The sequence below is a fragment of the Cupriavidus sp. 05L411 genome (assembly GCF_056398045.1).
In genome coordinates, this window is the sequence record NZ_JBFTOQ010000001.1 from 296359 (window position 1) to 314912 (window position 18554).

The 18554-nt window shown below is 68.3% G+C and carries 19 protein-coding genes; 3 read left to right on the top strand and 16 right to left on the bottom strand.

Annotated features, from left to right (window positions below; genetic code table 11):
* Positions 1–141: 141 nt before the first annotated feature.
* Genes AC1DQR_RS01405 through AC1DQR_RS01430 form a run of 6 tightly spaced genes read right to left on the bottom strand, consistent with a single transcriptional unit; the run spans position 142 to position 6861 of the window.
* Positions 142–1635 (bottom strand): FAD/NAD(P)-binding protein, encoded by a 1494-nt coding sequence (locus AC1DQR_RS01405; protein WP_477132369.1) that lies wholly within the window; start codon positions 1633–1635, stop codon positions 142–144.
* Between the two features lie 7 nt (positions 1636–1642).
* Positions 1643–2953 carry an acyl-CoA dehydrogenase family protein gene (locus tag AC1DQR_RS01410; protein ID WP_416052452.1) on the bottom strand — a complete coding sequence of 437 codons (1311 nt, stop codon included), beginning with the start codon at positions 2951–2953 and terminating at the stop codon, positions 1643–1645.
* Positions 2954–3009: 56 nt separating this feature from the next.
* Positions 3010–3954, bottom strand: coding sequence for a substrate-binding periplasmic protein (locus tag AC1DQR_RS01415; RefSeq protein WP_416052453.1), 945 nt, complete (start codon positions 3952–3954; stop codon positions 3010–3012).
* Between the two features lie 3 nt (positions 3955–3957).
* Positions 3958–4788, bottom strand: coding sequence for an ABC transporter ATP-binding protein (locus tag AC1DQR_RS01420; protein WP_416052454.1), 831 nt, complete (start codon positions 4786–4788; stop codon positions 3958–3960).
* Positions 4782–5816: an ABC transporter permease gene (locus AC1DQR_RS01425; RefSeq protein ID WP_416052455.1), complete on the bottom strand. Its 1035-nt coding sequence runs from the start codon at positions 5814–5816 to the stop codon at positions 4782–4784. Before AC1DQR_RS01425 ends, AC1DQR_RS01420 begins: the two co-directional genes overlap by 7 nt.
* Positions 5797–6861, bottom strand: coding sequence for an ABC transporter substrate-binding protein (locus AC1DQR_RS01430; protein WP_477132370.1), 1065 nt, complete (start codon positions 6859–6861; stop codon positions 5797–5799). The genes AC1DQR_RS01425 and AC1DQR_RS01430 overlap by 20 nt, the downstream gene beginning before the upstream one ends.
* A gap of 209 nt (positions 6862–7070) precedes the next feature.
* On the opposite strand from AC1DQR_RS01430, the gene AC1DQR_RS01435 reads away from it, so the two are divergent.
* Entirely contained in the window at positions 7071–8069 is a 999-nt protein-coding gene (locus AC1DQR_RS01435) for a GlxA family transcriptional regulator (protein ID WP_416052457.1), read from the top strand.
* A gap of 8 nt (positions 8070–8077) precedes the next feature.
* Here the strand turns inward: AC1DQR_RS01435 and AC1DQR_RS01440 are convergent, their stop codons facing one another.
* From AC1DQR_RS01440 to AC1DQR_RS01455, 4 genes are all read right to left on the bottom strand, one after another.
* A complete protein-coding gene (locus AC1DQR_RS01440; protein ID WP_477132371.1) occupies positions 8078–8440 on the bottom strand; it encodes a hypothetical protein in 363 nt (120 codons plus the stop codon).
* A gap of 153 nt (positions 8441–8593) precedes the next feature.
* Entirely contained in the window at positions 8594–8962 is a 369-nt protein-coding gene (locus AC1DQR_RS01445; RefSeq protein ID WP_477132372.1) for a VOC family protein, read from the bottom strand.
* A gap of 219 nt (positions 8963–9181) precedes the next feature.
* A complete protein-coding gene (fghA, locus tag AC1DQR_RS01450) occupies positions 9182–10033 on the bottom strand; it encodes an S-formylglutathione hydrolase (protein WP_477132373.1) in 852 nt (283 codons plus the stop codon).
* A gap of 8 nt (positions 10034–10041) precedes the next feature.
* Positions 10042–11148 (bottom strand): S-(hydroxymethyl)glutathione dehydrogenase/class III alcohol dehydrogenase, encoded by a 1107-nt coding sequence (locus AC1DQR_RS01455; protein ID WP_253930794.1) that lies wholly within the window; start codon positions 11146–11148, stop codon positions 10042–10044.
* 326 nt (positions 11149–11474) lie between these two features.
* Between AC1DQR_RS01455 and AC1DQR_RS01460 the strand changes: the two genes are divergently transcribed.
* Positions 11475–12254, top strand: coding sequence for an IclR family transcriptional regulator (locus AC1DQR_RS01460; protein WP_477132374.1), 780 nt, complete (start codon positions 11475–11477; stop codon positions 12252–12254).
* 85 nt (positions 12255–12339) lie between these two features.
* Here AC1DQR_RS01460 and AC1DQR_RS01465 read toward each other — a convergent pair whose 3' ends face one another.
* Both AC1DQR_RS01465 and AC1DQR_RS01470 read right to left on the bottom strand, forming a co-directional pair.
* The gene (locus tag AC1DQR_RS01465) at positions 12340–12855 is read right to left on the bottom strand and encodes a hypothetical protein (protein WP_416052463.1); all 516 of its coding nucleotides are present in this window, start codon (positions 12853–12855) and stop codon (positions 12340–12342) included.
* A 21-nt stretch (positions 12856–12876) separates the two neighbouring features.
* Complete coding sequence (locus tag AC1DQR_RS01470) at positions 12877–13566, bottom strand: flagellar brake protein (RefSeq protein ID WP_416052464.1); 690 nt, start codon at positions 13564–13566, stop codon at positions 12877–12879.
* 314 nt (positions 13567–13880) lie between these two features.
* On the opposite strand from AC1DQR_RS01470, the gene AC1DQR_RS01475 reads away from it, so the two are divergent.
* Positions 13881–14627, top strand: coding sequence for a flagellar brake protein (locus AC1DQR_RS01475; RefSeq protein WP_416052465.1), 747 nt, complete (start codon positions 13881–13883; stop codon positions 14625–14627).
* 67 nt (positions 14628–14694) lie between these two features.
* On the opposite strand, the gene AC1DQR_RS01480 is transcribed toward AC1DQR_RS01475, so the two are convergent.
* The 4 genes from AC1DQR_RS01480 to AC1DQR_RS01495 all read right to left on the bottom strand — a co-directional run bounded on the left by AC1DQR_RS01480 (position 14695) and on the right by AC1DQR_RS01495 (position 18513).
* The gene (locus AC1DQR_RS01480; protein ID WP_477132375.1) at positions 14695–15669 is read right to left on the bottom strand and encodes a bifunctional helix-turn-helix transcriptional regulator/GNAT family N-acetyltransferase; all 975 of its coding nucleotides are present in this window, start codon (positions 15667–15669) and stop codon (positions 14695–14697) included.
* Positions 15670–15750: 81 nt separating this feature from the next.
* The gene (locus AC1DQR_RS01485) at positions 15751–16098 is read right to left on the bottom strand and encodes an AtuA-related protein (protein ID WP_416052467.1); all 348 of its coding nucleotides are present in this window, start codon (positions 16096–16098) and stop codon (positions 15751–15753) included.
* A 34-nt stretch (positions 16099–16132) separates the two neighbouring features.
* The gene (locus AC1DQR_RS01490; protein WP_477132376.1) at positions 16133–17485 is read right to left on the bottom strand and encodes an acyclic terpene utilization AtuA family protein; all 1353 of its coding nucleotides are present in this window, start codon (positions 17483–17485) and stop codon (positions 16133–16135) included.
* Positions 17486–17526: 41 nt separating this feature from the next.
* Positions 17527–18513: a Bug family tripartite tricarboxylate transporter substrate binding protein gene (locus AC1DQR_RS01495; protein ID WP_477132377.1), complete on the bottom strand. Its 987-nt coding sequence runs from the start codon at positions 18511–18513 to the stop codon at positions 17527–17529.
* Positions 18514–18554: the final 41 nt, after the last annotated feature.

An 18554-nucleotide genomic window follows, 5' to 3' on the forward strand; every position in this document is an offset into this window, starting at 1 on the left:
GGCAGGTGCGCTGGCTTTTGCGGGAGCGGGCGCCCTGCCGGCGCCCGGGCGAGATTATATGCCAACGGCAGGTGCGCTTGGCAAGCGTTGCCGCTTTCAGGATGCGCCTGCCCTTTGGCCGGATGCCAGCCTGCTAGGCTGCTAGGCTGCCTGCGCCTCGATCTCGGCCGTTAGTCCGAGTTCCTCCACCAGCCGCGCCGCCAGCGCTGCCGCCTGGTTGCGCACGTCGATGATGGTGCCGGATTCCCACAGCGCCCCGCGCAGCGGCGCGCCCAGTGCACTGAGGCCCGGCACGAGGCGGCCGCCGCGATCGAATACGCGGCCGTGCGCGTCGCCATCGAGGCCGGATCCGGCTGCCGCTGGCCGGACCAGGCCGCGCGCCAGCAGGCTGCGCACCAGCGGCCTGGTGTTGCCGGCGTGCCAGCCGTATTCCGCGCCGGTGCAGTTGATGGCGGCGTCCACCGTGGCCGGGGCTTGCAGTTCGCGGGAGAGGTGCAGAGCTACCCGGACGAGTTTCTCCGCTTTGCCTGCGGGGCCGCGTTGCCAGCCGTTGGCGTCATGCACTGCATTCTTGCTGGCCACGGCTTCGAGCGCGGTGACGCGGGCGGCGTGCACATGCAGGCGGCCCTGCGCCCGCACTGCCTCGAAGACCGCGTGCGTGGGCGGTGCCGCGCGATGCAGCAGGTTGTCCCAGAAGGGGCGCACATGGCGCAGGAAGCGTTGGCGCTCCGGCACGCTGGCGGCTGCCCACAGCGGGGCGATGTAGGTGCGCAGCGCGGGCGGCACGCTTTGCCAGTCGAGGCCCTGGGCGGCCAGCTTGTCGCGCTGGCGGCGCACCCAGCGGACCACGCTGCGGGCGGTGGGCGCGCCCAGCGCTTCGGGCCCGGCGGCGGCGAGGAAGTCGTCGCAGGGGCCGGCGTTGTGGCGCAGCCAGGGCACCAGCGCGCGCCGCGAGAACGCGTGGTAGGTGCCGGTGAAACCGAGCCGTTCCAGCGTGGCAACCACGTCGAGCATGGTCAGGCTGGTGCCGATCAGGGCGATATCGCGCGCGCTTGCGAGCCGGGCCAGTGCATCGGGTTGCCAGGGATCCGGGAGGTAGCGGCCGTCGGTTTCCAGTGTGTCGTCTTGTGCCAGCGCTGGCCGTGCCTGCTGCACGCCGGTGGCCAGCACGATGTGGTCGGCATCCCATGCGCGGCCGTCGGCGCTGCGCACGCGGTGCGGCACGCCAATGGTCACGTCGGTGATTTCCGTGCGCACGTGCTCCAGCGTGACGCGTCCGGCGGCCCCGGCCAGGGCGCGCGCCAGGGTGTCTCGCAGGTAGTCGCCATAGACGCTGCGCGGGGCGAAGGCATTGTCGGCCTCGGCTGGGCCGGCATGCCCGTGGCGTACCAGCCATTGCGAGAAGTCTTCCAGCGCTTCGGGATAAAGACTGAAGTTCAGCGCGGGCCCGTTCAGGTAGTGGGCCGGGTCCTGCGTGCTGTAGGCCAGGCCGCGCCCCGGCTCGGCGCGCGGCTCGAACAGGTGGATGGCAAGCGGGGCGCTGCTGTCGCGCAGCAGGCGGATGGCGCACAGGGTGCCGGCCATGCCGCCGCCGACGATGGCGATGCGGCGCGGCTGGGAGTCGGGTCGGGTCATGATGGCCTCAGGCTTGGGTGCCGGGCGGCGTGGCTGCCGCGGCGTGGGTTGCGATGTCGGCCGCCGCGTGCAGGGCCTGCGCGCCGGCGCCGGCCAGGATCGCGTCGTTCTGCGGCGTGTGGATGCGGCTGCAGAGCACGTTGCGGTAGTGGCGCTCAAGCGGGTTGCCGCGCGACAGGGCGGGGTTGCCGGCGTGCCTGAGCGCGAGCTCGACGGCGGCGATGGCGTTGTCGGTCACGTTGAGCTTGAGCAGGTTGCTGTCTCTGGCGCTGGCCGGTGCGCCGGCATCGGCATCCGCGCTGAAGCGCTCCAGCAGGACGCGGTTGGCCAGCAGCCACCCGTCGATGCGGCCCACCGCTTCCTGGAAGCGCGGCAAGGTGGCCAGTGGCGCGCCCAGGCTGCCGGGGGCGCGCAGGTTGAGCCATGCCACGAACCAGTCGCGGGCGCTGCGCGCCACGGCGTCATAGAGCGTGCCGAGCAGGGTCGACGTCCACACGGCCCAGGCCGGGTCATAGCGCTCGCCCCAGGCGGCGGGCAGGCGCAGGTCGACCGCGTAGGCGGCGGGCAGCGGCGTTTTGTCGAAGACCACGTCGTGGCTGCCGGTGGCGCGCATGCCGAGGTGGTCCCAGGTGGGCACCACAGTGATGCCGGGCGCATCGCGTGGCACCAGGAACACGCCGGTGCGCGGGACCGGCTCATCGGTGCGCCCCCACACGGCCAGCCAGCTCAGGGCCGGGATGCCGGTGGAGTAGATCTTGTGGCCGGACAAGAGCCAGCCATCGCCATGCCGGCGCGCCACCGTGGCCGGCAGGCCGCCGCGCGCGGGAGACCCCAGCTCGGGCTCCACGCGCAGCGAGTTGATCAGCGCGCCTTGCTCCACCGCGCTGCGCTGGACTTGCTCGCGCACGGGCGCCGGCCATTGCGTGTCCTGCGCCAGGTTGCGGTGGCCAAGGATCTGCATCACCAGCACCAGCGCGGTAGACGGATCTCCGGCGGCAACGTGATGGACGATGCGGCGGGCGTCGGCGAGTCCCGCCCCGGCACCGCCAAGCGCGCGCGGCACGGTCAGGGCGAGCAGGCCAAGCTGGTGGAGCTCGGCGATGTTCTCGAAGGCGAAGCTGCCATCGCGGTCATGGGCGGCGGCGCGCGCGGCAAAGCGTTCGGACAAGGCACGCAGCGCTTCGTCGGAGGGAAGCGTGCCGGCCGCGTCGGGCGGCGGCGGGGCCGGCTCGGCAGGCTCGGCTGAGGCAAAGCCGTTCTCGCGATGCCACTGGGAAATCCGCTGCCGGCTGGTGGTGCCGGTGGACTGCAAGCTCATGGTTGCTCCTGTCGTGTGCTTGTGCTGTTTTGTCTTTGGTGTTGCGTGGCGGGGGCTTAGTGGCAAATCAGCCCGCTTTCCACCAGCATCATGTTGAAAGCGGCGTCGCCGGCGGCCGTGTCGCGCAGCCGCGCAAGGCGCCCGTCGCGCTGCCAGCGCGCCAGCCATTGCGCCAGGTAGCGGGCGGATTGCGCGTCCGGCTGGCGCAGCGCCAGCGCCGCGCCCTCGCCGTCGAGCACCAGCGGCGCCGCGGTAAAGAAACGCCACTCGGGCAAGCGCATCACCCGGGCGACCAGCGTGGCGTCTTCCGCCACCGCCGCGCACTCGCCGCGGCGGAACGCCAGCAGTGCCTGCAGCGCGGAGGGATAGCTGCGCAGCACGGCGCCGGCGCGCGCCAGTGCGGGTTGAAAAGGGCTGCCCGCGCTCACGCAGGCTGTCTTGCCGTTGAGGGCATCGAGCCGGCTGACCGGCGTGTAGCGCAGCGTCAGCAAGGTGCCGCGCGGCGTGGCCGGTGCCGGCACGGCAGCCGCGCGCGGATGTCCGGCGTCCTGCGGCCCGCCGAAGGCGAGGTCGATATCTGTGTTGGCGATGTTGCCGAAGCTCGCAACGGGCAGATGACGCAGCCGCACCGGTACGCCCAGCGCGCGGCCGAGCTCGGCGGCCAGTGCGGCCTCGCCCGGGTCCGGCTCGGCGATCAGGGGCCGGCCCGGCGGCGTGGGGCGCGGATAAGCGTGCACGCCCACCACCAGCTCGCCGCGCGCCCGGGCCTGCAAGAGCAGTGGGCCGGGCTCGGCCGGTTGCGCTTGCCAGGGTGCACCCGTGAACAGCCAAAGTGGCACGGCCATGGCACCGGCGGCCAGTGCCATGGCGCGTGCCGCGCGGCGCGCGGCACGCAGCGCTGCCGGCGGGATGCGGGGCAGGGCGCGCGCTGGATTGCGCCCTTGCACCGCATGCGGGCCCAGCCACCCGGTGCCGTTCAGATGCCAGAGCTCATCGGGCATGGCTTACCATCCCTGGCCCAGCCCCAGCAGGCCCAGGATCTCGCGGCGCAGCCGGATCAGCTCGGGATCGTCGCGGTGGCGCGGGTAGTCGCGATCGATCTTGATTTCCGCGGTGATGCGGGCGGGGCGTTCGCTGAACACGATCACGCGGGTTGCCAGCAGCAGCGCTTCTTCCACGTCGTGGGTGACCAGCAGCGCGGTAAAGCGCGAGCGCTGCCATAGCGAAACCAGTTCGCCCTGCATGCTCAGGCGCGTGAGGGAATCGAGCTTGCCCAGCGGTTCGTCGAGGATCAGCAAGCGCGGCTCGTTGACCAGCGCGCGCGCCAGCGCGGCGCGTTGCGCCATGCCGCCGGACAGCTGGCGCGGATAGGCCCGCGCGAACTCGGTCAGGCCGACGCGCGCCAGCGCATCGTCCACGCGCTCGCGCTGGCTGCCGAGCAAGCCGCGCGCCTCCAGGCCCAGTGCGGCGTTGTCCCAGACGGTGCGCCACGGGTACAGCGTCGGGTCCTGGAACACCACCACCCGGCTCGGGTCCGGGCCGCCGATCGGCACGCCATCCACTGCCAGCGTGCCGCGCCGCGGTGGCTCCAGCCCGGCAACGAGCCGCAGCAGGGTGGACTTGCCGCAGCCGCTGGGGCCGAGCAGGGCCACGAATTCGCCCGGCTCGGCCGTCAGGCTGACGCGGCTGAGCACCGGCAACACCTGGTCGCGCAGCGTGAAATGGTGGCTCACCTGGTCGATCGTCAGGCGCACGCCGTTGCTGGCGCTGTCCCTGCCGGTGGCGGCTTGCGCAGGTTGGGCCTGAGCGGGTTTGTCGAGCACGGCGCTTACCATTTGACCACTCCTTTTTGCCATGCCAGCAGGCGATCCCGCGAGCGGAACAGCAGCGTGATGAGCCCCGAGAAGATGATCGCCATGACCAGCAGCGCGCCGTACATGCTGGCGTAGGCGGCCCAGCCCTGGGCCCATTGCAGATACCAGCCCAGCCCGGACTTGACGCCCAGCATCTCGGCCACCACCAGCACGGAGAACGACGCGCCAAGGCCCATGAACAAGCCAACGAACACGCTGGGCAGCGCCGCGGGCACCGCCACCTTGAGCACCAGGAAGCGCTCCTTGGCGCCGAGCGTGCGCGCCACGTCGTAGTACGCCGGGTCGACCGCCGCCACGCCTGACCAGGTCAGCACCGTGACCGGGAACCACGTGGCCAGCGCCACCAGGAAGGTCGCGGCGCTGGCGCTGCTGGGAAAGGCGAAGAACACGATCGGCAGCCAGGCCGTGGCCGGCAGCGGGCCCAGCAGGCGCAGCACCGGATGGACCCAGTAGCCCGCGCGGGTCGACCAGCCGATGGACACGCCAGTCAGGAAGCCCGCCAGCGCACCCAGCAGGTAGCCGGTGGCCAGCAGACGCAACGAATGCGCCACCGCCTCCGCCAGCCGTGCATAGTCCTCGACAAAGACTTCGACAAGCGCCTGCGGCGGCGCGAAGAAGGGGCGCGGCAGCAGCCCGAGCTTGGCGGTCACCACTTCCCAGATGAAGGTCAGCACCGCCAGCACCAGCAGCCATGGCCCTGCGCGGCGCAACGAGGCGCCAATGCCGCCCAGCCGGTGCTGCACGAAGGCCAGCACCAGCAGCACCACGGCAATGCCCGCGAACAGCGAGGCGGTCTCATGGGTCAGTGGCCAGTCCTCCGGCTCCGGCCAGAACTTGACGATGGCCGCCACGCTCAGCCAGGCCGCCGCGGCCAGCGCGCCACCCAGCCAGACGCGCGGCACGGCGGGCGCGGGCACGGCCAGGAAATCATCGTGCGCATCCTGCAAGCCATGCGCGCCGTGTTGCCCTTCAGCCGAGAACGTTGGCATAGATGCGCTCCGCGAATTTGTTGGAGTCGGTGCCCGGCCGGATGACCGACACCAGCTTGAGCTCGTCCGTGTACTGCGCCAGTTCCTTCTTCAGGTCCGCGCCGACCGGATGGTGGCCGTGGGTGTGGCTCTTGAGCATGGCCACCACATCGGCCTGCGGCACCTTGGCGAACTCGGCAAAATGCCGGGCGGTTTCTTCCGGGTGGGCTACCGTCCAGTCCTGCGCCTGCAGCACGGCGTGCGTGAGCGCGGCGGCGGCCGGCTTGTCCTCGCGCAGCAGGCTGCCGCGGATCCCCAGCACGCAGCAGGAGCGGTTGGCGTATTCATCCGACAGGTTGGTGGCCACCTCGACCAGGCTGCGTTCCTTGCGCAGCAGGTAGGTGCGCGGATCACCATCGGCGGCGGCCTGGGCCTCGCCCTTTTCCAGCGCGATGCCGAGCAGGTCCGCCGGGTACTGGCGCCACTGCACGTCGCGCACCGGATCGATGCCGCGCTTGGCCAGCAGGATGGAGAAGAAATTCTTGGCCGGGCTGGCCATGTCGCTGACCGCCACCGTCTTGCCCTTGAGGCTCTTCAGGTCGGTCACGCCGGAATTGCGCAGGGTGAGCAGCCGCATGCAGCCGCCGTGGGTGGCGGCGGTCAGCTTCACGTCAAAACCCTGTTCCAGCGGCTTGAGCCAGCGCAGCGCCATGCCCACGCCCGCATCTGCCTTCTTGGTCGCAATGGCTTCCAGCAACTGGTCGGTGGAGCCGCCGAAGTTGATGAGCTCCACCTCCAGTCCATGGTTGCGGAAGATGCCTTCCTTCACCGCCGCGGCGACGGGCGCCAGGCACACGCCGCTGGCGTTCCAGGCCAGTTTGATCGGCTTGAGCTGCCCCGCCGCGCTGGCCCGAGACGTCCAGACAAAGGGCGCGATGCCGCTGGCCACGGCCAGCGTGCCGGCTGCCTGTAGCCAGCCGCGGCGGCTCAGGGTGGCGGTGCTGCGCGGGTTGTCCGCGGACGCGGGACGGTGGTCGGCCAACGGTTGCTCTGGCTCTTGATGCATGACACTCCTCGTTAGGCGGCGGTACGCCCGATGTGGTGGGATGTGGACGATATGCACCATGCTAAGAACAGGTTCACTGCAATAGAACGAATTTGTTGGCACAAGCTTGCACGCCCAGCGACTAATGCGGCCGCTGCATATGCTTGTACGGAGGCGGTGGCCGATGGCCCGCTGGGTTAAGATCGCCGCTTTCCGCTCCGGTCAGATCGATGCAAGCGCAGGCAGTCGCCGCCCCAAGGCGGGTGGATATCGTGGTGTACCCCGGCTTCAAGGCCATGGAGGCGATCGGCCCGATGACGGTGTTCGACTACGCCAATGTGCGGCTGGCCCAGCTCGGGCAGCCACCGGCCTATGCCACGCGGGTGGTGGCGCTGGAGGCCGGCCCGGTGCGCTCGGACACGCTGATGACGCTGGAGGCCACGGCGCGGCTCGATCCCGTGCTGCTGCCGGATATCGCGGTGATCGTCGGCGCGCGCGACATCGAGCGGGCCATGGGAGACGCCGAGGGCATCGTGCCGTGGGCGCGCGCCGTGGCGCCACGCATCGGACGATTGATTGCGCTGTGTTCGGGCACCTTCTTCCTGGCGGCGGCGGGCGTGCTGGACGGGCGCCGCGCCACCACGCACTGGAGCGTGGCCACGCTGCTGCGCCAGCGCTTTCCGGCCGTGGAGGTGGATGCGGATGCCATCTTCATCCGCCAGGGCAACCTGTGGACGTCCGCCGGGGTGACCGCCGGCATCGACCTGGCGCTGGCCGTGGTGGAAGAGGATCTTGGCCGGGACCTGGCCCTATACCTGGCGCGCGAGCTGGTGGTCTACCTCAAGCGCCCGGGCGGGCAATCACAGTACAGCCTGCACCTGGCCAGCCAGGCGACCAGCCATGCCGGCATTCGCGGGGTGCAGGACTGGATACTGTCCGACCTGGCGCACGATTTCACGCTGGAGGAAATGGCGGGGCGGGTGGCGATGAGCGCGCGCAATTTCCGGCGCGTGTTTGCGCGGGAGGCGGGTGCCAGCCCGATGGCGTTCATCGAGTCGGCGCGCATCGAAGGGGCGCGGCGGCTGCTGGAGCAGGGCGAACTGCCGCTCAAGGCCATTGCGGCGCGCACGGGCTTTGGGTCGGATGAAGGGCTGCGGCGCGCGTTCCTGCGTCAGCTAGGTATCACGCCGCGCGAGTACCGCGAGCGGTTTGGGGCCGTGCAGCCATAGCGCGGCGCTTACGGGTTGCCTGTGGCAGGCGATGCCGCCGCGGAGGGCGCATTGGCGTGAAGGCCCGGATCCTGGCTCGCCGGTGTATCGGCGCCGGTGTCGTTCTGCGTGCTGTCTTGCGAGCGTTGGCGACCCCGGCCGCGGCCGCCGCCACGTCCGCTGGTCCCGACCGGCGTGGCGTGGTTCTGCCGCAACTCCTGGTTGATGCTGTCCACCGTGCGCGGCGAAAGTGTCATGCGCGCGAAGTTGCTCTGGATCGCGTTCATGGCTTCGTCGCCGCCGGCGGGCGAGCCTTGCGCAAAGGCGGCGCAGGAGAGCAGTAACGTAGCTGCCACGGGAATCAGGCGGAAAGTGCGGGCGCTGCGGAGCATCGTGATGTCCTTCGGGGTTGTCGCGTTCCCGGGGGATGCTAGCAGCATGGCGTGCCGGCGGGCAACGCGGCGCCCGACGGATTCCGTTTCAGCGGCCACCAGCTTGTTTCAACGTATTACCAAGCGGCGCCGCCTGCCCAAAGCGAAGCGGTTCTACTCCAGGTTCTGCCCGATACGCCACAGCACCCCGGATGGGTCCAGCAGCACGAAATCCCGCATCTTCCACGGGTGGTCCTGCGGCGGCACCAGCCTCACGCCGTAGCGCGGGGCGAGGTCCTGCGCGTTGACCTTGTCCCACCAGGCCCCGACGTCCTCCACCAGCAGGTGCATCATCAGGTTCTCGGCCAGGTCCCGCACGTAGAAATTCTGGAGCATGAAGCTGCACGATCCGTGATGCAGGTAGGCCAGGCTGTCGTCGCTCCACGGCATGACGAAACCCAGGTCCTGGTAGAACTGCTTGGAAAGCGCGAAATCGCGGGCGGGCACGAAGGCCTTGAGTTCGATGGCGGACAGGTTGCTCATGGTATGGGTGCCTCCAGGCCAGGCCAGACAAGCGGCTGCGGTTGGCTTTTGTTTTGAGCAGGAACGCAGGTTAATGCCCCAGCGCTGCTGCACACGCGTCACGATCCAGACATTGTCGTGTTGGGTCAGTACGTTGCCATCGGCGCCGCGGATCGATGTCGACATGGCTCGTGCGTGCAGGGGAGCGGCAGCTTGCCGCGCCCCCGCCGGCGGCGCACTTCAGAGCTGCGCCGCGTGGTGCCGGATATGGTTCTCCATCAAGGTGGAGATGAAGTAGTAGCCGTGGTCGTAGCCCTCGTGCCGGCGCAGCAGCAGCGGCTGCCCGATGGCGGCGCACGCGGCTTCGAAGACCTCCGGATACAACTGCTCGGCGAGGAATTTGTCGGCCAGGCCCTGGTCGACCAGGATGCCGCGGGGGAAGGGTGCCTTTGCCTGGCGCGCCATCAGCGCCGAGGCATCGTACTGTGCCCAGCTGGCGCGATCCTCGCCCAGGTAGCGGCTGAACGCTTTCTCGCCCCAGGGGCAACGCGTGGGCGCGGCGATTGGCGCGAACGCCGACACCGAGCGGAAGTGCCCGGGGTGCCGCTGCGCCAGCACCAGCGCGCCGTGCCCGCCCATCGAATGGCCGAAGATGCCAACGCGCTGCGCATCGGCGGGCAGTACCGTGGTGACCAGGTCGAACAGCTCCTGCGTCACGTAGCTTTCCATGCGCCAGTACTGGCTCCACGGCGCCTGCGTGGCGTCCAGGTAGAAGCCCGCCCCCACGCCGAAATCCCACGACTCGGCCTCGCCGGCAATACCGGTGTCGCGCGGGCTGGTATCCGGCGCCACCAGGATCAGGCCGTGCTCGGCGGCATAGCGCTGGGCCCCGGCCTTGATCATGAAGGTTTCCTCGGTACAGGTCAGGCCGGCCAGGTAGAACAGCGCGGGCAGGCGCTGTTCGGGCTGGACCAGCGCCTGCGCGGGCAGGAACACCGAAAACCGCATCGGCAGGCCAATGGCGGCCGATGCATGGCGATAGAAGCGCTGCACGCCGCCGAAGCAGCCGTGCTCGGAGAGAAGCTCGAGCATGGCCGGCCTCAGTACAGCACGACCGAGCGGATCGACTCGCCGCGCTTCATCAGGTCGAAGCCCTCGTTGATGCGCTCCAGCGGCAGGGTGTGGGTGATCAGATCGTCGATGTTGAGCTTGCCCTCCATGTACCAGTCGACGATCTTGGGCACATCGGTGCGCCCGCGCGCGCCGCCGAAGGCCGATCCCTTCCATTCGCGCCCGGTCACCAGCTGGAACGGACGGGTGGAGATTTCCGCGCCGGCCTCGGCCACGCCGATGATGATGGACTTGCCCCAGCCCTTGTGACAGCACTCCAGCGCCTGGCGCATGACCTTGGTGTTGCCGATGCACTCGAAGGAGTAGTCGGCGCCGCCATCGGTCAGTTGCACGATATGGTCCACCACGTTCTCGACTTCGTTCGGGTTGATGAAATGCGTCATGCCGAACTTGCGCGCCATGGCTTCGCGGCCCGGGTTCAGGTCCACGCCGATGATCTTGTCCGCGCCCACCATCTTGGCCGCCTGGATCACGTTCAGGCCGATGCCGCCGAGGCCGAATACCACCACGTTGGCACCGGCTTCCACCTTGGCGGTAAACAGCACCGCGCCCACGCCGGTGGTCACGCCGCAGCCGATGTAGCAAACCTTGTCGAATGGCGCGTCCGGGCGGATCTTGGCCAGCGCGATCTCTGGCACCACGATGTGGTTGGCAAAGGTGGAGGTGCCCATGTAATGGAAGATCGGCTTGCCGTCGATGGAAAAGCGCGAGGTGCCGTCGGGCATCAGGCCCTTGCCCTGGGTCGAGCGAATGGCCTGGCAAAGGTTGGTCTTGCGCGACAGGCAGAACTTGCACTGGCGGCATTCCGGCGTGTAGAGGGGGATCACGTGGTCGCCCGGCTTGAGCGAGGTCACGCCCGGGCCCACGTCGGTGACGATGCCGGCGCCTTCGTGGCCCAGGATGGCCGGGAAGATGCCCTCCGGGTCGGCGCCGGACAGGGTGTAGTAGTCGGTATGGCAAATACCCGTGGCCTTGATCTCCACCAGCACTTCGCCAGCGCGCGGGCCGTCCAGGTCCACTTCTTCCACGGTCAGCGGGGCGCCGGCTTTCCAGGCGATGGCGGCTTTGGTCTTCATGATGGTTTTCCTTGGTAGTGGCTGGCAGCCAGGGCGCCGGCCCGATGTCTGGGGACGAAAGTCGGCGCCGCGCGGTACAAGCCCGGGCGCGGCGTCTTTCGTCAGCAGAGACTATACGTCGATCCGGCTGGCCATGGACGCCCGAAGCGGCGGATTTGGCCCTGGGCGCCCGCTGTTTGGCCAAAAACGTGGGTTGGCTGGCCGGGTTGGTTGACCGGGCCGGCGGCTACGGCTTAAATGCCCGTTCCACCCACGCGCCGCCGCCCGAGCTCAATGTCCTTGCCATATTGCCTGTCCGCCTCGCCCACCACCAGCAAGGACCGGACATGAGTCACGAAGCCGAGCGCACCTCCCGCGCCTCGCCAGTGCAACGCGCCCTCTGGATCCTGCGTGCCCTGTCCGACCCGCAAGTGCGCCGCCTGTCCGACGTGGCGCGCGCCACCGGGCTGGACCCGGCCACCGCGTCGCGCCTGCTGGAGTTGCTGGTGGCGGAAGGCTTTGTCACTCGCGATGCCAGCCGGCGCTTTGGCATCGGCCCGGAGATATTCCAGCTGGCCGACGTGGCCCAGCGCCGGGTCGACCTGCGCGCGCTGGCGCGGCCGAGCCTGGAGTGGCTGGTGGAGGAGTTCGAGGATACCGCCGTGCTGACGCTGGCCAGCCGGGGCGAATCGGTGGTGGCGGATATCGAGCTGGGCACGTTCCCGATCCGCGCCAACTATGTCGAGATCGGCACACGCCGCCCGCTCGGGGTGGGCGCAGGCAGCTTGGCGGTGCTGGCCTGGATGCCGGAAGCCGAGCGCACCGCGCGGACCCGGCTTGGCAAGGCGCAGCGCGCGCGTTACCCGCGCCTCACTGCCGAGGTGATCGGCGAGCAGATCGAGGCCGCCCGTGCGCGCGGCTATGCCTTGTTCCTGGATTGGGTGGTCGACAAGATGGGCGGTATCGCCGTGCCGCTGCTTGACTACGAGGGCCGCCCGCTGGGCGCGTTGAGCGTGGCGGCACTGAGCGAGCGGATCTTGTCTCGCGAGGCGAAGATGGCGCGCCGGCTAAAGGAGGAGGCGCGGCGCATCACGGGCGCATGGGCGCGCCGGGCGCTGGGAGACTAGTGCAATAGTGCAATAGTGCAATAGTGCAATAGTGCGTCTGCGCGGCGCGTCTCTGAGCCGGCGTGCCTCAATGAGCCGGCGTGCCTCAAGGCATGTCGAACTGTTCCGCCGGCTTGCCCTGGTCCAGTTCCGGCAAGCCTGCGGAATACATCACCGCCCAGTTATCGGGACCCAGTCCGCTATCGCGACAAGGCAGGCTGGCGATGCGCTTCTGGTCTTTCTCCACGACCAGCCCCTCCTTCTCCCAGCCCTTGCCGCTGCCGGCATAGACCACATAGTCGTAGCCGCCGTTGGAGAACCTGAAGTACTCGGTGCCGCCGCCGGAGTAGGCCGTGACACCCCAGCGGAAGTGCTTGCGCGGATCATCGGTGAGTTTCGGGTACGCCAGTTCGACGGCACCCTTCTTGCCAAAGCGGTACTGCACATACCCCTTGGTTTTGGACAGGTCCGGCGAGGCGCACAGCGACACAAGCTTGTTGCCCTTGACGGTGCAGGAGAACGCAACTTGTTCGTCCTTCGTGCACAGGGAGTCGCGCGCCGTTGCCGTCAGCGAGAACATCGAAAGCAGCAGGGCGCCGAAGACGCGATGCGAGTGGTACATGGGTGGCTCCGAGAGGGGGGCTCAGGCGAGCAAGGCAGCCTGATCGAACGCGACGAATTCGCAGCCGTAGTGGTGTACCACATCATCGGCTGTATTCACCAGTTGGTAACGCACTACGCGCACGCTGACTTCGAGCCTGGCCAGCGAGCCAAAGCTGAGGATGCCTCTGGGGAGCACCGCCCCGACGGCCAGTGCAGTTGTCCCTGGCGTGCGCGAGCGCAGTCCCACGCCGGAAGCCGATAAGTCGGCAATGTCCAGGACGAGTGCGGCGCCGTCAGGCAACGGGGCCTCGAACGTGTAGTTGTAGTCCAGCGTCTCTGCCCGGTAGTCGCGCCGCCGCTGCACCTGGGACAGCATCTTCGGGAGCGGCACGGCGAATGCGGTAGCACCGGCGAACACGCAGCGCTTCGCGGCGCCCAGGGCAAGCGTGACCGATACATCGTCGAGCACGGTCGAAAGCTCGCTCTGTGCGCTGGCCAGTACCGCCTGGTTGTCAGATTCGCTCTCGCATCCCTCAAGCGTAAACTGGCGCGCTGCGACATCCACGAACAATACCCGCGAGCGCAGGGTGCGCCCATCCGGCAAGCGCAAGTCGAGGTAGCGCTCCTGCGTAGCCAGGACATCCAGCATGTCGTGGATCTCATCCGCAAGCGCGTGCTGGTATCCATCCGGTGACGGCGGGTCTATCGAAGCGGGATCAAGTCTATTCATGGGCTGGTGTGGCTGACAGGCAAAGGCGGCCGCAAGCATGGCCGCTAAACGTTGCCTAACGGCAGGAATCTGCCAATCTTTAGTCTGGGCGAGAGCACGACAGATGCCTAAAGAACGTGCTCGCAATGCCGTTAGAGCCGTCGGCATGCAAACGGGTAAACGAATAAAAGAATGATACAAAGCAGGGAAATGCAGCCTCGAAGCTGGATGCGCGCAGCGTTGTCCGATCCAATATCCAATGTCTTGAATGAGTTAGTTGCGATGAATCGTAGCGCGCGCGCGGCAATGCTCCTGGGCCACCCGGCACCACCGCCATGGCCTCGGCTGCCATAGGCACGTCCTTGCCGTTTTCATTAGCGGCAAACGGCGATGTCGAGCGGATCAGCGATCCGGACCAGGTACTTGAGATCCTGCAGGATCTGGTTCGCAAGCGCATCCGGCTCCATCTCCATCCTGCGCAGCAGTGCCGGGTGGCTTCGAGCTTTCTGTTTATCGATCCATCCAAAGGCACCTGTGTGCTCGCGTGGTGCCGCAATGGCGTGGAACTGGAGGCAATCCTGAACGCCAGCGACATGGCGGCTTCGGCGTCGATGGGCGACATCACGTTCCAGTTTCGCATCGCTTCTGCCGCCGTCACCCGTTTCGATGGCGGACCGGCGTTTCTCGCTCCTTACCCGACCGGGATCTATCAAGTCCCGCGCCGCAGGCATTTCCGCGTCCGCCCGCAGGAGGAAAAGCAGTGCCGCTGCCAGATCCTGCTAAGCGACGGCCAGCTCGTGGAGATGGAAGTCGCTGACGTGTCGGTGTCCGGCGTGGGCTTGCGCTCCCGCAGTGTCGGCCCGCAGCGGTTGCCGGTCGGAACCTGGATCGCTGAATGCCATCTGGACCTTGGCGAGCTGGGCGGGTTGAACCTGGCGTTGCAGGTGGTGCGCCATCGAAAGGCCTGGCGCGGCGACGAGGCGCACCATCATTTTGGCTGCCACTTTGGCCAGATGGATGTTCAGGCCGCGAAGTGGCTGCAGCGCGTTGTGTTTGCGCTGGAGCTGGCCGGGCGCGAGTAAGCAGGTAAGCAGGTAAGCCGGCACGCGGGCCGCGCAGCATCGCTGCGGCCATCGTTGAACATCAAGCTCATCCCTTGGCGGCATTGCGCACAAAGCGTTGCTCCGTCACGGCAGCCCCCCATTGCTCGCCCGGCGCCTCCTGCACAAGTTGAAACCCGTGGGACTCATAGAGATGGCGCGCCGCGTCGAGTCCCTTGAACGTCCACAGGTAGGTTTGCCTGTAGCGCGCATCCGCGAAATCCAGCGCGCGTTCCAGCAACTGGCGTCCGACGCCGGTGCCGCGCAAGGCGCGGTCGACGATAAACCAGCGCAGGTGGGCGAGCCCGCCCGGTTCGCCATCGATAGCGACGCTGGCCAGCGACCGGCCGCCTTCCAGGCACAGCCACAGTTGCCTGTCCGGCGATGGCAGGCTGGCCGCGAAACCAGCCAGCTCGGTGGCCACCTTGTTTTCAAAGAAGCTGCCGAAGCCCACCAGTTGCGAATAGAAGCGGGCATGCAGGCTGGCGATGTCGCCGATGCAGCCCGGGCGGTAGCCTTCCTGGATCCCGCTGCCCACGCCGGCATCGTCCCCGGTGGTCTTGTGCGCATTGTCCGCAGCAAGCGCATCCGCATAGATCGACAGGGACCGGACCAGCGCTTGCTGGTCGGCCGGGGTCAGCCGCCGCAATGCGCTGGAGACCTGTTCCGTGGCAAAGCCGTCGATCTGGTGGTGCAAGTGCCTGCCGGCGTCGGTCAGGGTCAGGTGGGATGCGCGCGCATCATCGGTCGCGGCCGTGCGTACGACCAGACCCAACGATTCGAGCTTGGCGAGTTGCCGGCTTGTATTGGACTTGTCAAGGCGCAGGATACTGGCCAGATCGCGCGCCTGCAGCCCCGGCGCCAGTCCGATCTCGATGATGGCGTGCACCGCCGAGGGCGCAAGCTGGCTATCGGCCAGCGTGGTCCGCATGAAGCCGAGCTCGCGGACCAGCTTTCTGGAGAACACCCTGAGCGCGGCGATCGTGGCATCACGCGGCTCGGGCAGGGGCTCGACGATATCCATGGCGGCTCCATTGGTTGCGTATCGCAACCATAATAGTTGCGGATCGCAAGCTTTTCAAGGAACCCAGCCGGAGAGGCCTGCCTACGCCGGCCCGCGCAACAACGGGGCCAAGGCCTGCGGCACCTCCACCTCGAAGCGCAGCACCGCGCTGGCCAGCGCCTTGCCGTAGTTGTCCAGCGCCAGGCTGCGCGACACGCCGCCCCCTAGTGCGCCATGCGCGACGAAGTTGAGCACCTGCAAGCCGTCGGCTTCGAAGCGCTCGACCTCGCCGGTGACCACGCCGCCATACAGGCTCTTGAAGGCTTGGGCGGTGAGCTGCGCCTTGAGATACGGGTAGAACGCGGCGTCGTAGGCGATCACCGAGGTGTTCGAAATATCGCCCTTGTCGCCGGACCGGGTATGCGCCACGCGCCTTAGCAGAACTTTCATGGGATGTGCCTCGCAGCGGATCAAAGGAAACGGATCAAAGGAAATGGATCTCGGAACTGACCTGCGCGCGCGGCACCAGGGCCGACCACACGCCGATGATCTCGCGCGTGCGCTCCTGGTGCGGCACGCGCTTGCCGGTGGAGGCCAGGCCGCACACGGCCATGCTGTCGATCTCGCGGCCGACCTTGGCGGCTTGCTCGCGGGTGAGGGTGCGCGCGGCCACGCGCACGGCAATCTCGTTGGGCTCGCAGGCCGGCGCCGGGGAGGCCTCGCCGTGGATAGCGTTGACGCCTAGGAAGTCGATGCGCAGCGCTTGCGCGTCCAGCCCGGCCAGCTGGAACCGGTGCGTCAGGATGGTCTTGGCCAGCCGCGCCTTTTCCAGGCATCCGGGGCCGGCGTAGAAGAACATGTCCTCGCCGATAAAACCCTCCGTGCAGCCAAGCGAGACCTTGAGCGTGGGCGTGCGCGGCGATCCGCTGATGCCGCTCATGCGCACCTGGTCGGGCGCAACCTGCTCCAGTTGCGCCGTGGTGAAATCCACCACCACGTCCGGCGTGATGTAGCGGCGCGGGTCGTGCACCTCGTAGAACATCTGCTCCTTGACGGTCTGCAGGTCGATGCGGCCGCCGGTGCCTGCCACCTTGGAAATCACGGCCGTGCCGCTCGCGTCCACCTCGGCAATCGGGAAGGCCAGGTTCCACGGCTCGGGCACGTCCTTGTAGCCCGGGTCGCCAAAATAGCCGCCCGTCACCTGCGCGCCGCATTCCAGCAAATGGCCGATGGCGCTGCCGCGCGCGAGCAACTCGGTATCTTCAGGCTGCCATCCGAACGCATGCATCATCGGCGCGAGAAACAGCGAGGGATCGGCCACGCGGCCCGTCACCACGATCTGCGCACCGGCTTGCAGCGCGCGCACGATCGGCTCCGCGCCCTCATACGGCTCGGCCGAGATCAGCGAGCCGTGCAGGGTGGCGATGGGCGCGCCGGTCTCCAGGATCTCCAGCGGCTGGTCGCAGATGGTGCCGGTCAGGTCGGTGGTGGTGATCGCCGCGATCTTCACGCCGGGCAGGCCGAGCTCTGCGCACAGCTGCGCGATGCGCCGCGCCGCGCCCAGCGGATTGATCCAGCCCTGGTTGCTGACGATGCGCGTGCCGTTGGCGATGCAGTGCGGCAGCACGGCGCGCATGCGCTCGTCGAGATAGGTGTCGTAGCCTTCGAAGGCGGGGTCGCGGCGTTTTCGCACCTGCGCGGCGCAGATGGTGGCCTCGGCCATGGTTTCGAAGCAGAGGAAATCGAGCTTGCCGTGCTGCGCGCTCAGGGCCGCGGGTTCGACGCGGTCGCCCCACCAGCCGGAGCCTGAGCCAATGCGCAGGGTCTTGGTTGCCATGACGGGATCCTTGGTTTGTTGTTTTACGTGGAATCCTGGGCCTACTGGGCCTGGATGCCTGCGCTCTTGATCACGCGCGCCCATTTCTCGGTATCGGCGCGGATCACCGCGGCGAAGGCGGCGGGTGAGTCGCCGCCGGGCACCGCGCCAAGCTGCTCGATGCGCTGCTTGACCTCGGGCGTGGCCAGCACCTTGGCCACCGTTTGCTGCAGGCGCGCCACCAGCGCGGGTGGCGTGCCGGCCGGGGCCAGCAGGCCGAACCACGAGTTCACCACGTAGCCGGGCAGGCCGGATTCCGCCACGGTGGGCGCATCCGGCAGGATGGGCGAGCGCTGCGGGCTGGTTACCGCCAGCGCGCGCACCTTGCCGGCCTGGATTTGCGCCAGCGCCGAGGGCAGGTTGTCGAACATAAGGTTCACCTGTCCGGCCAACAGGTCGGTCATGGCGGGCGCCGCGCCCTTGTATGGCACGTGCTGCATCTTCACGCCGGCCATGCTGTCGAGCAATTCGCCAGACAGGTGCGGCGAGCCGCCGGTACTGGTGGAGGCGTAGTTGAGGCTGCCCGGCCGCTGCCTGGCCAGCGCGATCAGTTCGGCCACGGATTTGACCGGCAGCGTGGCATTGGTCAGCAGCACGTTGGGCGAGTTGGCGACCAGCGTCACCGGCGCGAAGTCCTTGGCCGAGTCATACGGCATGCGCGCGTAGAGAAACTGGTTGGTGACCTGGGTGCCTAGCGTGCCCATCAGCAGCGTGTAGCCGTCCGGGGCGGCCTTGGCCACGGCTTCGGCGCCGATGTTGCCGCCGGCGCCGGGCCGGTTGTCCACAACCACGGTTTGTCCCAGCGCCTCGCCCAGTTTCTGCGCCATCAGGCGCGCGAGGATGTCGGTGGTGCCGCCGGGGGTGAAAGGCACCACCAGCCGCAGCGGCTTGGTGGGGTAGTTGTCCGCTGCCCGCACCGGCAGCGCGAGCTGGGCGCACAGGGCGGCGCAGGCCATGACCGCCAGGCGGAGGGTGGCACGTCGGTGCATCGTTGTCTCCTCGCAGGCGCCGCCGTGACGGCAGTGCCCGG